Below are 15789 nucleotides of genomic sequence, written 5' to 3'. Positions count from 1 at the left end.
CATCAGTTTCCCGGTTTTGGCATAACAGGTTGTTGTAGTAAGGTTTGCGGTGGCCAGACGCGCTTTGGCAGCCAGGCGGTGAGCAGAATCAGCAGCAGGGCGAAGACGATCAGCAGCAGATAAGCGTCGCTGATGCTCAGCACCTGCGCCTGATGCCTCACCAGCGTAGAGAAATGGGCGATGTTTTCCGTCGAGCTGATGCTGCCATCGGGCAGCAGCGGCATTGCAGCGCTGGTTTCGCTGGCAGAGCCTGCGCTCATCAATCCGCTACGGCTGGCGGCACCGTCCAGCAAAATATGGGAGTGGAACTGCTCGCGATGGCTGATAAACCACTCCACCAGCGTTCCCGCCGCCACGCTGGAAAAGCCGCGTACGGTATTAAACATCGCTGACGCAAAAGGCCCTTCAGGAGGAAGCACCACCGAGGTGGCGCTCATCAGCACCGGCAAGATCATCATCGGCTGACCGAAAGCCTGCATCACCTGAATCAGCCAGAAGTTTTGTCGCGCCCAGTCGCTGGTGATCTGCGATCCCATCAGGCAGGAGGTGGCCAGCAGCAGCGCGCCACAGCTCAGCATCCAGCGGCAGTCGATCCAGCGAATATTCAGCAGCATGGCAAGGAACGGTGCGATCAGCAGCTGTGGGGCGCCGATGGTCAGCGCCAGCGGCGCAAACTGCGCGGTGCGGAATCCTTCAACCTGAGCAAAATAAGCCGAAGGCAGTGCCGAGCCGGAGAGCGCAATCAGCAGCACTCCCGCCAGCGTCAACAGGCCGTGTGCCAGATTAGGGCGCGCTAACATTTGCAGCCGGAACAGCGGCAGCGGATGAAACCACTCATTGATCAGAAACACCGTCAGCAGCGCCAGGCTTGCCAGCAGCATCGCAACAAGCATGGGCGAGGCGAGCCAGTCCAGCCGCTCGCCCTGGTTCAGCACCAGTATTAACAGCGCCACGCCGCTACAGCCGGTCAGCATGCCAAACAGATCGATTTGGCGAAAACGTTCAGGGCGTGCTGGATCCTGCGGAATACCCCAGCCGATGAGCAGCATAGCGATCAACATCGGAGGGATCACCTGCCAGAAAACAAACGCCCAGCCCACGCTGTCGGTCCAGAAGGCGGCCAGCGAAGCCGCCATATTTGGCCCGAAAGTGGCGGTCAGGGCGTAGGCGCTCAGACCATAGAGCTTAAGCGGCGGCGGCAAAAAGCGTAGCGCCACCGTCATCAGCAGCGGTGGTAGCGCGCCACCGAACGCGCCCTGCAATACTCGCAGCGCCAGAAACAGCGGATAGTGTGTGGCAAACGGCAGCAGCGCGGCAACGGCACCGAAGCCAAACGCCACGCCCAGCGCAAAGCGCCGCAGCGAGAACGTGACGGCGAACCACGGGGCGATCATCATCGCGGCGACTTCCGCCGCCTGATAGCCCGCAATCAGCCAGCTACCCTGGTCATAACCAATACCGAGCGCGGCGCGGATATCCGCCAGCGCGATATCGGTAACGCGGTCGTTAAGGCCGGAAGAGAGCGCGGCGATCAGCACGCCGACCAGCCCCAGCGCCAGACGCAGGGTAAAAGGGTGGGGAGCCGGTGCAGCGGCAGGCTGACCGTTCATAGCAGGTACTCCATACGATTTCTTATTATGAGAAGGTGTATTGTGATGCGATACAGTGAGGGCGAATCTTACATGGCGACTTAATGTATTGCAATGTGGTACAGGCTGGGAAAGCACGATAAAAAGCGCTACAGTAGCGGCGCCCTTCATGGAAAGAGAAGATCATGTTTGACAAAGCGCCGCATGGCGGCGATGAAAAAAACGGCGGCATCCAGGTTATTGCACGCGCTGCGAAAATCCTTAATGCGCTGGGTGAACATCCGGCAGGAATGAGCCTGGGGGAAATCGCGCAGGCGGTGGCATTGCCGCGTTCTACCGTGCAGCGTATTGTGGCGGCGCTTGATGCCGCGCAGATGGTGCGCAGCCATGGCGCAGGTGGTGTGCGGCTGGGCCCGGCGCTGCTGCGCCTGATCTCCAGCGTACATACGGACGTGGTGGAAGTGACGCGTCCGGCGCTCCAGGCGCTGAGCGACGCCACTGGCGAAACCGTATCGCTGGCGCGCGCCAGCGGCAGCCAGCTGGCCATCGTGCATTTTATCGTGGCCGATCGCGAGCTGCGCGTGGTGCCGAGAATGGGCCTTAATCTGCCGCTGTACAGCACGTCCGGCGGGCGGGCGCTGCTGTCGCTGGAGAGTGACGAAGATGTGCGTGCGCTGGTAGGGGAATCCTTTGATGCCATTACCGAAAACACCATTAAAACGCTGCCGGAGCTGCTGCGTCAGCTGAAGGCGATTCGGCAAAGCGGCGTTTCCTTCGATCGCGGTGAAACGCTGGAGGGTATCTCCACCATGGGCGTAGCGCTGGATACTCTGCTGGGACGCTTTGCGGTATCGCTACTGGTTCCGGCAGCACGCTTTCACAAGAATGAAGCGCTCTATCGTCATGAAATACTAAAATGTAAAGAGGCGATGACGCGTGAAATCGGTAAACATCTGGCGCACGATTAAGGAACAAGAATATGACAATGCTACTGGTTGCTGTAGATAATTCGGATGTTTCGCGCAAAGTCGTTGCGCTGGCGGTGGAACAGGCGCGTGCGCTGAAGGCGCAGGTTATGGTGCTGTGCTGCATCGATCCCGCTTATGCCACCTGTGGCGAGCCGCTGGATATTACTGCCGCAGAAGATCCGGCAGATTTTGGTGCGGCGCTGGATGAGCAGAACACCGCCGAGCTGGTAATTCGTCATGCGCTGGCGCAGCTGCTGGGTGCCGGTATTGAAGCGCGTGGACGTATTGTGGCGGGCGAATCGGCAGAAACCATCGTGGCGCAGGCCAGCGCGCTGGACGCACAAATGATTATTATGGGGCGTCGCCATCTGTCGCCGTTTAATCGCCTGCTGAAAGGTTCAGTAAGCGCAGCGGTGATTGAACGTGCACACTGTCCGGTACTGGTTGACGTACGCGCACAATAGTCAGCATCCGCTGAGACGCCATTCTCGCACTTCCTCCCAAAACCTGCGCCAGCTTTTTGCGTATTATGCAGGCTTCGCGTCAGCGCTGGTTAATCCATAAAAAAGCCCGCTCGTAGCGGGCATCAAAGAGTCAGATCGTTGATATTTATAGTTATATAGCCTGGTGTATGGCACAGACATTGTGACGTCTGGGTTGATAATCGCATCCTGGCAGCCTCACGACTAACCGTTTATCTGAATTAATTCAATCGGTCAAAACGTTGATAATGCGTTGTTTATTGCGGGGCATTCCGATTGTATATGCGTGGTTGCCTGTTAAGATGTCGCACCAGCATTAAGGAACAAAGATGAAGAGTAAAATTTACGGCGCTCTGGCGCTGTTTTTATTAGCAGGCTGTACCACCAGTAAACCTGGGGCTTTTGAACGCGTGGATGAGGATCCCGTTTCACATACGGTCCAGTATCGTTATCATCCGCAAAATGTGGATAAAACGGCAATGGAACGTGATGTGGCACACTATTGTAGCGCACAGGGTTTTGATCTGGTTGCACCGTTGCCGCCACAGGAAAGTTATATTCCGGGTTTGAAAACCACCTGGTATCAGTGTAACTACGCGATAAAAGGGTAATAAAGAAATGGGCGAGAATATTCTCGCCCAATTTTTCTTACTTTATATTTATAATATTGCTGTGTGCAGGCTTTGCCGCGAGGTGCGCTACATGGCGCACCCGTTTAGAATCCTTTATCTGCCGCGATGATGATGCCAGCCGTGATGGTTACCACGATCGTGGTGCCATCCCCCGCCTGGGCCGCGGTCGTGTGCAATTATACAGCCGCTGAGCATACTGACAATCGCCAGAACAGAAACGGTTTTTACCATCATTCGCATCTTGCATTCCTTCATTGCCTTAATGACCGTTACTTTAACGGTTAAAAGTGAAGGAATAACGGCTCCATTGTAGAGTTAATTAATTAAATATTTATAAATGTTTCATTAAGTTCAGAATAAGAGAAAAGGACCGGTGAAAAATATAGGAATGAACTGAATGCAGGGAAAGAATGGCAGGAATTTTCTTAAATAAGAGTAATTTTATATTCTCATTCTCATTTGCCGTCCAGATTAATTTTTATCGCTACAAAAGGCTGTTAATAAATACAGGGTTGCTGTTTTTCTGTTGCTAATGTTCATCTGACGGCTGCTTGTTTTCCTTGCGCAAAATAGCGATCGGGCGTTAAGCGTAGTGACAGGCAATGAGGCAATCTGCCGGGATGAATCAGAAAAAATAGTTAAAACGAAGAAAAAGACCTGCTTCCATCTGTTATTTGATTTCTGCTGTCGCTAACGGCTTGATTAATCTGCCTGTAAATGGGCAACAACCATAGTGCTGCCGATCGGCTTCACGTTTTTACCAATGACATATTGAGCGTGTGCCCAAAGCTGGTAGAGTAAGGGCGCTGGATTGTTACTGCATATGCAGGCAAAACCCGATCTCCTGGCCTGTGCCAGGAATCGGGTTTTTTGTTTTTGAGGGAAGCATGAAGATCACCAAAGTGCTTAATAATAACGTCGTGGTCGTTCTGGATGAGCAGCAGTGCGAACAGGTGATCATGGGACGCGGTTTAGGTTTTCAGAAGCGAATCGGCGATACCATTGACAGTGATAAAATAGAGAAAGTGTTTGCCCGTCAGAATGATGCGATGGTGGCGCGCTTGACGGAGTTATTGAGCCAGATCCCGCCAGAGGTGCTGACGACCTGCGATCGCATTACTGAACTGGCGCGTCAGCGGCTGGGTAAGCTACAGGATAACCTTTGTATTGCGCTGGCCGATCACTGCTATTTCGCAATCGTGCGGCATAACGACAATGTTCTCTTGCCCAACGCGCTGCTGTGGGAAATTAAACAGCTTTACCCGCGCGAATTCAGCATTGGCCTTGAAGCGCTGGATATTTTGCAGCAGCGGCTTGGCGTGGCGCTACCGGAAGATGAAGCGGGCTTTATCGCGCTTCACCTGGTGAACGCTCAGCTTAACAGTGAAATGCCGGAGGTGATGCACATTACCCGCGTGATGCAGGAGATACTGCATATCATCAAATATCATTTGCGGCTGGAATACGATCAGCAATCGCTCAGCTATCAGCGTCTGGTCACCCACCTGAAATTTTTCGCCCAGCGCATGTTGAGAAGAAAAACGGTAGCGGACGATGACGCCATGCTTTATCTGCCAATAAAAGAAAGGTATGCCAGCGCATGGCGCTGTGCCGGCAAGATAGATCGGCATCTACAACAGCAATATCAGTGTACGCTAAGCAATGAAGAAAAAATGTTTCTTGCTATCCATATCGAAAGGGTACGTAAAGAGACCGTCTAGCGTTTTATTCAGTAAATAAATTCTGGATTGTTACTGCTTCGGCAGGCAAAACCTGAAGGCAGCCTTATTAACAAGGCCTGTCGTCAGGTTTTTTTTTATTAGCACTATGCCGCCTGTAGGTGGCCGTTATAAAAGGATTGAATATGCCGAATCAACAGATAGCCAGGGATATTATTAGCGGTGTAGGCGGAAGCGATAATATCGTCAGCGTAATACACTGCGCTACCCGGTTGCGCTTTAAATTAAAGGATAACGCGCTGGCCGACAGCGAGGGACTCAAAGCGCACCCCGGTGTGATTATGGTTGTGATTAGCGGGGGGCAGTTTCAGGTAGTAATTGGTAATCATGTGCATGAGGTCTGGCAGGCGATTTGCCAGCAGCTGGGCTATAAAGATGATGCACCCGTCACCACGGAAAAAAAGGGTAAAGAGAAGCTATTTAACCGCCTTATCGATACTATCTCCGGTATTTTTACCCCTTTTCTTGGTGTACTTGCTGGTGCCGGGATCCTGAAAGGTATCCTGGCGCTCTGCGTAGCCTGCGGATGGATGACGACGGAAAGTGGAACCTATAAAATCTGGTTTGTCGCCAGCGACGCGCTGTTTTATTTCCTGCCGATAGTGCTGGGCTATACCGCCGGGAAAAAATTTGGTGGCAGTCCGTTCCTGACAATGGTGATCGGCGGTGCTTTAACGCATCCGCTGATGATTGAGGCGTTTAACGCCAGTACCCAGGCTGGCGCGCCCGCCCAGCTGTTTTTGGGTATTCCTGTTACCTTTCTGAATTACAGCGGTTCGGTGATTCCGGTTATTTTCGCCGCCTGGCTCAGCTGCTGGCTGGAGAAACAGTGCGTGAAGGTTCTGCCTGACGTAATAAAAAACCTGTTTACGCCGCTGATCTGTCTGCTGGTAACCGTTCCGTTAACTTTCCTGCTGATTGGGCCAGTAGCTACCTGGCTTAGCCACGCGCTGGCTGAAGGTTACCAGGCTATTTACGCCTTCGCTCCCTGGCTGGCTGGTATCGTTGTGGGCGGCTTCTGGCAGGTCTGCGTTATCTTTGGTCTGCACTGGGGCTTTATCCCGTTGATGATGAACAACCTGGCCGTGCTGGGACAGGATACGCTGGTACCGCTGGTGCTTCCCGCCGTGATGGGGCAGGCCGGAGCCAGCTTAGGGGTGATGCTGCGTACCCGCGATGCGCAGCTGAAAATGCTGGCAGGTTCGGGAGCGACGGCAGCGGTATTCGGCATTACCGAACCGGTAGTCTATGGCGTAACGTTGCCGCGTCGTCGTCCGTTTATTTTTGGCTGTATCGGCGGTGCGCTTGGCAGTGCGGTAGTCGCATTGTGTGGAAGCCATGCCTATTCCTTTGGACTGACCAGTATCTTCAGCCTGGCGCAGTTTATCCCCGCGTCCGGAATCGATCTGAGCGTCTGGGGAGCGATTGGCGGCGCACTGCTGGCGCTGCTGGTCAGCGCCGTGTTGACTATCATTGCGGGTCTGCCCACAGCTGCGGCCGGTACGACAGCATCTGCCGCAGCTGAAGCCGATAGCGCCACGAATGCGCCTGCCGATATATCCCGTTCAGCCTTAACTTCCGATCGTCATTCTGGCGTTGAGACGCTGCTGGCACCGCTTAGCGGCACCGTTGTTGCACTAGACCAGGTTCCCGATGCCACCTTTGCCAGCGGGCTGCTGGGTAGCGGCGCAGCGATTGTGCCGCAGGATGGCGTCGTCGTCTCGCCTTTCTATGGCGAGGTGGCCTCACTGTTTACTACGCGTCACGCTATTGGCCTGCTCAGCGATAGCGGCATTGAACTACTCATCCATATCGGTATTGATACCGTTAAGCTCAACGGCGAGCATTTTACCGCGCACGTCAAGCCGGGCGACGCCGTCAAGCCGGGCGATCTGCTGCTGGAGTTCAATCGTCAGGCGATCCTGGACGCCGGATTCGATCTCACTACGCCGATCGTGATCAGCAATAGTGAAGACTTTACCCAAGTGGTTACGCTGGCCGACAGCAATACCATCCACGCAGGCGCGCCTTTTCTTGGCGTGCACCACGACAACAAGGAGTGAATATGAAACGCTTTCCGGATAATTTCTTATGGGGTGGGGCAATTGCCGCTAATCAGGTTGAAGGGGCATGGCAGGAGGATGGTAAAGGCTTATCCACCTCGGATGTACAGCCACAGGGTATTTTTGGACCGGTTATAGAACGCGTGCCGGGCGATCGCTCGCTGAAAGATATCGCTATCGATTTTTATCACCGTTATCCAGAAGATGTGGCGCTGTTTGCCGAAATGGGCTTTCGCTGCCTGCGCATCTCTATCGCCTGGACGCGTATTTTCCCGCAGGGCGATGAAACGCAGCCAAACGAAGCGGGTCTGGCCTACTACGATCGGCTGCTTGACGAACTGGCGCGCTATAATATTCAACCGTTGGTGACCCTTTCCCATTACGAAATGCCAATGGGGCTGGTGAAAAAATATGGTGGTTGGGGCAATCGTCAGCTGATTGATTTCTTCCAGCGCTATGCGCGTACCGTTTTCCAGCGCTATCAGCATAAAGTGAAGCTGTGGCTTACCTTCAATGAAATCAATATGTCACTGCATGCGCCTTTTACCGGTGTTGGGTTGCCCGGCGACAGCAGCAAAGGCGCGATCTACCAGGCGATCCATCATCAGCTGGTTGCCAGCGCGCTGGCGGTAAAGGCCTGTCATGAAATTATTCCTGACGCGAAAATCGGTAACATGCTGCTCGGTGGTTTGATGTACCCGCTCAGCTGCAAGCCTGAAGATGTGTTTGCTACGTTACAGGAGAACCGCAGCTGGCTGTTCTTTGGCGATGTGCAGTGCCGTGGCGCATGGCCTGGCTACATGCTGCGCTTCCTGCGCGAGCAGCAGATCGAACTGGATATTACCGAAGAAGATCGCCTTGCGCTGCGCGAAACCGTCGATTTTATCTCGTTTAGCTACTACATGAGCGGCTGCGTGACCACTGATGAAGCGCTGAATCAGAAGGCGCGAGGCAATATTCTCAGCATGGTACAGAATCCGCATCTCGCCTGCTCTGAGTGGGGCTGGCAGATCGATCCGATTGGCCTGCGCACGCTGTTGAATATGCTGTGGGATCGCTATCAGAAACCGCTGTTTATTGTGGAAAATGGGCTGGGCGCGAAAGATAAGCTGGAAGCTGACGGCACCATTCAGGATAGCTATCGCATTGACTATATGAACGATCATCTGGTGCAGGTTGCCGAGGCGCTGGAAGATGGCGTAAATGTGATGGGCTACACCAGCTGGGGGCCAATCGATCTGATCAGCGCTTCAAAAGCGGAGATCTCAAAACGCTACGGCTTCATCTACGTCGATCGTAATGATCAAGGCGAAGGAACGCTGGCACGCTACCGTAAGCAGAGCTTCTGGTGGTATCAGCAGGTTATCGCGACCGGCGGTGCCAACCTGAAACCTTAAGACGTTTGTCGATTTTACCGCACGGATAAACCGCTCCACGCCGATTTCCGCTACAGTTTAGGCATCAATCCGCTAGTGAAAAAGGAGCGTGCATGAACTGGCAAGTGGAGCGTGTTTTACCTATTGAAACGGAGCTGGGTGAATGCCCGCTATGGTCAACCGCAGAGCAGGCGCTGTGGTTTGTGGATATCCTGGCTCCGGCGCTGCACCGCTTCGATCCTGCAAGCGGTGAGCATCAGGTTTTTCCCCAGCATGAAGAGATTGGCTGTATCGGTCTGCGCCGCGAGGGAGGGCTGGTGGCTGCGATGCGCAGCGGCATCTGGTTTCTGGATGAACAGGGCAGGCCGCAGCGCAAAGTGGCGGAGCATCCCGGCGAGGCCAGCAAAAGCCGCTTTAATGACGGAAGGGTCGATCCCTTTGGCCGCTTCTGGTGCGGGACCCTATGGGAGCCGCAGGATCGCAACGGTGCGATACTCTGTCGTCTTGATAGCGATCTTCAGTTGCATATTATCGAAAATGACCTCCAGATATCTAACGGACTGGCGTTTTCGCCCGATCGTCGCTGGGCTTGGCACAGCGATACCTCTAACCATGTTATCTGGCGTTATCCGCTCGATGCGGTAAACGGTAACCCCGGCAAGCGTGAACTGTTCCGCCGCTTTAGCGATGGGCTACAGCCTGATGGCGCGGCGGTGGATGAAGACGGTTTTTACTGGTCGGCGATGTTTGACGGCGGGCGCATTGTGCGTATCGATCCGCGCTCCGCTGAGATTGTTGATGAAATCCCGCTGCCGGTGCGCTGGCCGACGATGGTGGCCTTTGGCGGCGACGATCTGAAAACGCTCTATATCACCAGCTCGCGTGAGAACCGCAGCGCAGAGGAACTGGCACAGTATCCCTGGTCCGGCAGCCTGCTGGCGGTGCGTATGCCGGTCGCCGGTCAGCCGGAACCGCTGTTTGGCTAATAACAAAACGGGCGAGTCATTGACTCGCCCGCAGCGGTAAAAGGATTAGCTACGCTGCCAGAGCGGTGACAGGCGGTGCTCCCGGTGTGGTATACGGATAATGAGTGACATCACCAGCGAAATCACCAGCAGCGTCATAATCAGGCTAAAGGTGACGGTAAAACCGCCAAACAGCGAAGCGATAAGCGAACCCAGCACGCTGCCAATACCAAAGCCAAGATAGATAACGCCGTAGTTCTTCGTCAGGTTGTTCAGCCCAAAGAAATCACTGACCAGCGAAGGATAAACGGTAATGGTGCCGCCAAAGCTAAAGGCAACGCAGGCGACGGAGATAAAGAAAGTCATTTCATTCATATGGGTGAACAGCAAAATGCCCATCCCCGCCAGCGAAACGATCTGCGCCAGAGTAATAACCCGAATGCGCGCCATTTTATCGGATAACACGCCGAGTACCAGACGTCCGCTCAGGTTGGCGATGGCGATAACGGTAACCGCGTTGGCTGCGGTTTGTGCGCTGAGATGTACCATGCCTTCGCCAATATCCTTAGCTACGCCAATCACATAGAGGCCGCTCATGCAGGCGGTCAGGAACATCAGCGCCAGCATCCAGTACTGCGGCATACGCATCGATTCTGCCAGGCTGTAATCGCGGGCGGCGGGCTGGCCCTGACGTGAAGTCATCTCCTGACGCGGCGCATCTTTCATCAGCAACGCACCGATAATCACCATGCTCATCGCCAGCACGCCCCAGATCAGGAAGGTGGTTTCCAGGCTGAAATGAAGCAGCAGGCTGCTGCAAATAAATTTAAAGCCGAGGCTGCCGAGGCCATAGGCACCGATGGCGCAGGCGGAAATCACGCCTTTACGTTCCGGAAACCATTTGACACAGTTGGATAACGTCAACAGATAACCGGCACCGTCCGCCAGCCCTACCAGTACGCCTGCGCTCAGCCACAGCATTAGCAGCGAATTGGCCTGTGACGTCAGATAAAAGCCCAGCGCCATTAATATGCCTGCGCCAATGGTGACGTTACGCACGCCAAACCGTTCCTGGAGCTTACCGGCAATGGAAGAGGAGAGCGCCAGCCCAAGACTCAACAGGCCAAATGAGAAGGCGACCTGGCTCACCGGAGCATCAAGTTTCTGTGATAGCTGGCCGTTAAACAGGCTCCAGGTATAGACCGAGCCCAGCGCAAATTGGGTAATGATGGTGCCGGTTAGCGTCAGCCAGCGAACAAGATTTTGTGGGTAGGTTTGCTTCGTTTTGTTCATCATCTCTCTCCCATGCGGGAATGCCTGAATTAAGCTGATGGTAGAGCGACCCTGATAAACGCAGGGGAAAATGCCATGAATAGCCACTAATCGGGAATGAAATGCCGCTGAGAAGGTATGAATGGCATTGCACGGCGACTGACGCTGAAAGAGGGATTAACGCAGTAGTGTTAAACAGGGTGATTGAAAGTTGAATATGTGTGTCTTTTGTGCCTGACAGGTAAATTATTCTAATGCAGTTAACCGCGTCAGGCAACCGCCAGTACGTCAGTTTCGCCTTTAAGCGTTGTAAACAAGCCCATGTACGGCAGCGACAGGCTCTTTTCGTTAACCAGGCCAGTAAATCGCAAGCAAACCTCAATAAGCGTTGCAATATATTTCACAGGCGAGACGGTTGCGGCACGAAACCATCCTGTGTGCCAGACTAATTATTTAGATAACGGGAGGAAATATGAAAAATGCTACATATGAATCCACTGGTACCGTAGAAAAAGAAGATGAGGTCTGCTGTTTGATCGGGCGCGCCGTAGTTGCGCTGAGCGAAGCCAGGCAGCCGGTAAATAAATCTACACTTTCCCTTAAGCTGCTGTCGATGGCCGATCACGAAGGAGACGATGAGAGAGTACTTCTTTACTGGCTGGCAAGGCGTGCTCTTAATCAACCCACTCGCCTTAATCCCGGCGCTCCCCGTCCTCCTGTGATGCGCTAACCGGGAACGGACAAGGCGGTATGGCTGACAGGCTATGCCGCTCTGCTATTAAAAGAGCCGACCTGCGCCTAACCAAAGTTAAGGCAGTTAATCAATTTACAGCACAACAGTGTAATAACTCTGTGGTTTTTCGTATCAGATAAACAATCTTGCGCATCTTTCACGATAAATAGTATAAGAAAATCGCACACTATTCCTTTCTATTTTTTGCTTTGATCCCCCAAATATTATGTCCTGAATGCAGCTATTTCAGGTTGCTGTCTGGTTCACTTCAACGTTAACGATGCAGTTTTTTACCTGCAATTATTGCTGAAGTCATCATGCCCGTTAATAAAATATCGTATAAATATATGCTGTTTTGATTGTTTTATTTTTTAATGTTTTGTTTGCTATCGATCTGCGCAGCTAATGCAATAGCAAAATTATTATTTATATTTTGGATTTATTAATTTGGTGGTTTTAAATTATTTATTATTTTGAGGTTGGTTATTTAATTTGATGAAAATCAATTATTTATTCTAATATTGTTTTTATCCTGATATTTAAACCTACGGCAGTATAAATCACTTTTTATATTTTTAAAGTCAATATTTATGCTGTATGTGAACCATCTGGACAATATTGTTTTTATCTAATACTTAGAAGAAAATTCTGAGTATTAACTTCATATCAGATCTTTGATCCGTTAAGTTGATCTGTATTGACATTTTGCTCTAGGATTAACCCGAAATTTGCCGTACTGAATGTTCATCGTATTTTTAATAAAGGGAATTTTATGGCTGATACCTTTCAAAATGAGGTGCCAAAAGCACGTGTAAATATCCGGCTCGATCTCCATACCGGTGGGGCGCAGAAAAAAGTCGAGCTACCGTTAAAACTGCTGGCAGTAGGTGATTTTAGTAACGGGAAAGCTGAATTACCGGTGTCAGAAAGAAGCAAAATTAATATTAATAAAAATAATTTCAACAGCGTTCTTGCTGACTATGCCCCCGATGTCAATCTCACCGTTGAGAACACGCTGGCCGGTGACGGCAGCGAAGAGAACGTTCGCCTTTCTTTCCGCGAGATGAATGATTTTACGCCTGAGCAAGTAGCGCGCCAGATCCCACAGCTGAAAGCGATGCTCGCAATGCGCAGTCTGCTGCGCGATCTGAAGGCGAACCTGCTGGATAACCAGGCGTTCCGTCGGGAACTGGAAAAAATTCTCCAGGACCCGACGCTGAGCGACGGGCTGCGCAGCGAACTGTCTGCGCTGGTGCCGGATCAGGCGTGACGGCAACGGGATTAACGGATTAACGAGAGAAGATGCTGATGTCTGTACAAAATGAAAACGCCGCAGGCGGCGAAAGCCAGGTGCTGGAACGTTCTGAAGCGGGTAGCGTTTACGCCTCGCTGTTTAAAAAAATCAATCTGAACCCGGTGACGCGGCTGAGCGCGCCGGACGTATGGCAGGATGCGCAGGCGATGTCGGACGCGACGGCAGATGAGCGACTGACGGCGGCTATGCAGGTATTCCTGGAGCGCCTGAGCCACGCGGGCACGCGGGTAGAGAAGCTGGACAAGACGCTGATAGATCACCATATCGCGGAGCTGGATCAGCAGATAAGCCGCCAGCTGGATGCGGTGCTACACCACCCTGAGTTTCAGGCAGTGGAATCACTGTGGCGCGGCGTGAAATCATTGGTAGATCGGACAGACTTCCGTCAAAACGTGAAGCTGGAGCTGCTGGATCTGTCGAAAGAAGATCTGCGCCAGGACTTTGAAGACGCGCCGGAAATCGTGCAGAGCGGGCTTTACCTGCAAACCTACGTGGCAGAATACGACACGCCGGGCGGCGAGCCGATCGGCGCGCTGATCTCGGCCTATGAATTTGATGCCTCGGCACAGGACGTGGCGCTGCTGCGCAACATTTCTAAAGTATCAGCGGCGGCGCACATGCCGTTTATCGGCTCAGCCGGGCCGAAATTCTTCCTGAAGGAGACGATGGAAGAGGTGGCGGCCATTAAAGATATTGGCAACTACTTTGACCGTGCGGAGTACATCAAGTGGAAATCTTTCCGCGAGACGGACGATGCGCGCTATATCGGTCTGGTAATGCCACGCGTGTTGGGACGTCTGCCGTACGGACCGGACACGGTGCCGGTACGCAGCTTCAACTACGTAGAAGAAGTGAAGGGTCCAGACCACGGACGCTATCTGTGGACTAACGCGTCGTTCGCGTTCGCGGCGAACATGGTGCGCAGCTTTATTAACAATGGCTGGTGCGTACAGATACGTGGTCCGCAGGCGGGCGGCGCGGTCCATGACCTGCCGATACATCTGTATGACCTGGGAACAGGTAACCAGGTGAAAATCCCGTCGGAAGTCATGATACCGGAGACGCGGGAATTTGAGTTTGCCAGCCTGGGCTTTATTCCGCTGTCGTATTACAAAAACCGTGACTATGCCTGCTTTTTCTCAGCGAACTCAACGCAGAAACCTGCGCTGTACGATACGGCAGACGCTACCGCGAACAGCCGCATCAACGCCCGTTTACCCTACATCTTTCTGTTATCACGCATCGCTCACTATCTGAAGCTTATCCAGCGCGAGAATATCGGGACGACGAAAGATCGACGCCTGCTGGAGCTGGAGCTGAACACCTGGGTACGCGGTCTGGTAACCGAGATGACGGATCCCGGCGACGAACTACAGGCATCGCATCCGCTGCGTGACGCGAAAGTCGTGGTGGAAGATATCGAAGACAACCCAGGATTCTTCCGCGTGAAACTGTACGCGGTGCCGCATTTCCAGGTTGAGGGAATGGATGTGAACCTGTCGCTGGTATCGCAGATGCCGAAGGCTAAAGCATAAAGCAGGCGATCGAGCATGAAGCGCTATCGCTCATTATGGACTGACGGGGTCGCACTGGCCCCAGAGCAATGTCAACAGCAGGTCCGCCGGGATACCTCTCCCTCTACGGTTCAGGAGCCGGACAGGATTGAGAGCGTACTGTCTTTGCCGTCAGCTAACGGCGGTCATCTTCAGGCAGGGCAAGGTCGCGAACGCTCAATGCGCTGCTCTTTTCCACCAGCCCTTTATTAATGCAGAAAATTAAACGCTTATTGCTTCGCCAGCGGGCGTGCCGCAGGCGTCTGATAACGATGCGCGGTGAAAGCAAGGTTACCGATAATGACGCGCCGGAGGAACGGGCAGAGCACCGACGCGTGAAAAACCGTCCGGTACCGCTGGCAGATGACTGCCAGGAGCCGGGCGAAACCCCGGTGTCACCGAAGGAAGGTGACGCTTTTTAGAACAGATACGTCAACTTCCTCAGGCAGTTGTTAACGCGGCGGCAGGAAGGATGAGGCGTATAAATGGAGAAAATCACATGGCAATACCCGTATATCTCTGGCTGAAGGATGACGGCGGCGCGGACATCAAAGGTTCGGTGGACGTGCAGGACCGCGAGGGGAGCATCGAGGTGGTGGCGCAGGAACACAACCTGTATATCCCGACGGACAATAACACCGGGAAACTGACGGGAACGCGCATCCATACGCCGTTCCTGTTTACAAAAGAAATCGATGCCTCCAGCCCGTATCTGTACAAAGCGGTGACCACCGGTCAGACGCTGAAAGAAGCCGAGTTCAAGTGGTACAAAATCAGTGATGCAGGCCAGGAGGTGGAGTATTTCAACACCAGGCTGGAAAACGTGAAGGTGGTGAAAGTAAACCCGGTCATGCACGACATCAAAAATCCGGCGTTCGAGAAGCACAACCATCTTGAGCAGATAGAGCTGCGCTACGAAAAAATCACCTGGACGTACAAAGACGGCAACATCATCCATTCTGATTCATGGAACGAGCGGGCAACCGCATAAGCCAGTGCGGGCGGGGAAACCCGTCCGCCTTTTTTGCCGAGTGCCTGCCGGGCGGGTCTTCAGCAAAAAAGCGATCATACCACTCTGACCTTATGCGCTTGGGTAAACAGC

General features: G+C 53.1%; 15 protein-coding genes. 12 read left to right on the top strand and 3 right to left on the bottom strand.

Translation table 11 applies throughout. The features are described 5' to 3' along the window. Nucleotides 1-2 precede the first annotated feature (2 nt). Nucleotides 3-1610 carry an MFS transporter gene (locus C7M51_RS11155; protein WP_160621862.1) on the bottom strand — a complete coding sequence of 536 codons (1608 nt, stop codon included), beginning with the start codon at nt 1608-1610 and terminating at the stop codon, nt 3-5. A gap of 164 nt (nt 1611-1774) precedes the next feature. Between C7M51_RS11155 and C7M51_RS11150 the strand changes: the two genes are divergently transcribed. The 3 genes from C7M51_RS11150 to C7M51_RS11140 all read left to right on the top strand — a co-directional run bounded on the left by C7M51_RS11150 (nt 1775) and on the right by C7M51_RS11140 (nt 3650). Continuing rightward, a complete protein-coding gene (locus C7M51_RS11150; protein WP_160621861.1) occupies nt 1775-2557 on the top strand; it encodes an IclR family transcriptional regulator in 783 nt (260 codons plus the stop codon). An 11-nt stretch (nt 2558-2568) separates the two neighbouring features. Beyond that, entirely contained in the window at nt 2569-3021 is a 453-nt protein-coding gene (locus C7M51_RS11145; RefSeq protein ID WP_160621860.1) for a universal stress protein, read from the top strand. Nucleotides 3022-3368: 347 nt separating this feature from the next. After that, entirely contained in the window at nt 3369-3650 is a 282-nt protein-coding gene (locus C7M51_RS11140; protein ID WP_160621859.1) for a putative periplasmic lipoprotein, read from the top strand. Nucleotides 3651-3764: 114 nt separating this feature from the next. On the opposite strand, the gene C7M51_RS22255 is transcribed toward C7M51_RS11140, so the two are convergent. Then, a complete protein-coding gene (locus C7M51_RS22255) occupies nt 3765-3911 on the bottom strand; it encodes a hypothetical protein (RefSeq protein WP_167522367.1) in 147 nt (48 codons plus the stop codon). A gap of 647 nt (nt 3912-4558) precedes the next feature. Here C7M51_RS22255 and licT point away from each other — a divergent pair. The 4 genes from licT to C7M51_RS11120 all read left to right on the top strand — a co-directional run bounded on the left by licT (nt 4559) and on the right by C7M51_RS11120 (nt 9835). Next, a complete protein-coding gene (gene licT, locus C7M51_RS11135; protein WP_160621858.1) occupies nt 4559-5392 on the top strand; it encodes a BglG family transcription antiterminator LicT in 834 nt (277 codons plus the stop codon). A 143-nt stretch (nt 5393-5535) separates the two neighbouring features. Then, nucleotides 5536-7473: a PTS beta-glucoside transporter subunit IIABC gene (gene bglF / locus C7M51_RS11130; RefSeq protein ID WP_160621857.1), complete on the top strand. Its 1938-nt coding sequence runs from the start codon at nt 5536-5538 to the stop codon at nt 7471-7473. A 2-nt stretch (nt 7474-7475) separates the two neighbouring features. Next, nucleotides 7476-8870 (top strand): glycoside hydrolase family 1 protein, encoded by a 1395-nt coding sequence (locus C7M51_RS11125; RefSeq protein ID WP_160621856.1) that lies wholly within the window; start codon nt 7476-7478, stop codon nt 8868-8870. 92 nt (nt 8871-8962) lie between these two features. Continuing rightward, the gene (locus C7M51_RS11120) at nt 8963-9835 is read left to right on the top strand and encodes an SMP-30/gluconolactonase/LRE family protein (protein WP_160621855.1); all 873 of its coding nucleotides are present in this window, start codon (nt 8963-8965) and stop codon (nt 9833-9835) included. Between the two features lie 45 nt (nt 9836-9880). Here C7M51_RS11120 and C7M51_RS11115 read toward each other — a convergent pair whose 3' ends face one another. Then, complete coding sequence (locus C7M51_RS11115) at nt 9881-11107, bottom strand: L-lactate MFS transporter (protein WP_425281010.1); 1227 nt, start codon at nt 11105-11107, stop codon at nt 9881-9883. A 451-nt stretch (nt 11108-11558) separates the two neighbouring features. Between C7M51_RS11115 and C7M51_RS11110 the strand changes: the two genes are divergently transcribed. From C7M51_RS11110 to hcp, 5 genes are all read left to right on the top strand, one after another. Then, the gene (locus C7M51_RS11110; protein WP_160621853.1) at nt 11559-11816 is read left to right on the top strand and encodes a hypothetical protein; all 258 of its coding nucleotides are present in this window, start codon (nt 11559-11561) and stop codon (nt 11814-11816) included. A gap of 775 nt (nt 11817-12591) precedes the next feature. Next, the gene (gene tssB, locus C7M51_RS11105; RefSeq protein WP_160621852.1) at nt 12592-13089 is read left to right on the top strand and encodes a type VI secretion system contractile sheath small subunit; all 498 of its coding nucleotides are present in this window, start codon (nt 12592-12594) and stop codon (nt 13087-13089) included. A 32-nt stretch (nt 13090-13121) separates the two neighbouring features. Next, entirely contained in the window at nt 13122-14669 is a 1548-nt protein-coding gene (tssC, locus tag C7M51_RS11100; protein ID WP_160621851.1) for a type VI secretion system contractile sheath large subunit, read from the top strand. A 290-nt stretch (nt 14670-14959) separates the two neighbouring features. Next, a complete protein-coding gene (locus C7M51_RS11095) occupies nt 14960-15109 on the top strand; it encodes a hypothetical protein (RefSeq protein ID WP_160621850.1) in 150 nt (49 codons plus the stop codon). A 77-nt stretch (nt 15110-15186) separates the two neighbouring features. Beyond that, nucleotides 15187-15678, top strand: coding sequence for a type VI secretion system effector Hcp (gene hcp, locus C7M51_RS11090; protein WP_160621849.1), 492 nt, complete (start codon nt 15187-15189; stop codon nt 15676-15678). Nucleotides 15679-15789: the final 111 nt, after the last annotated feature.

Origin of the sequence: Mixta intestinalis (genome assembly GCF_009914055.1) — a bacterium.
Taxonomy (GTDB): Bacteria; Pseudomonadota; Gammaproteobacteria; order Enterobacterales; family Enterobacteriaceae; genus Mixta; species Mixta intestinalis.
The sequence above is the reverse complement of the archived record's forward strand: the minus strand, read 5'-3'. Positions and strand labels throughout refer to the sequence as shown.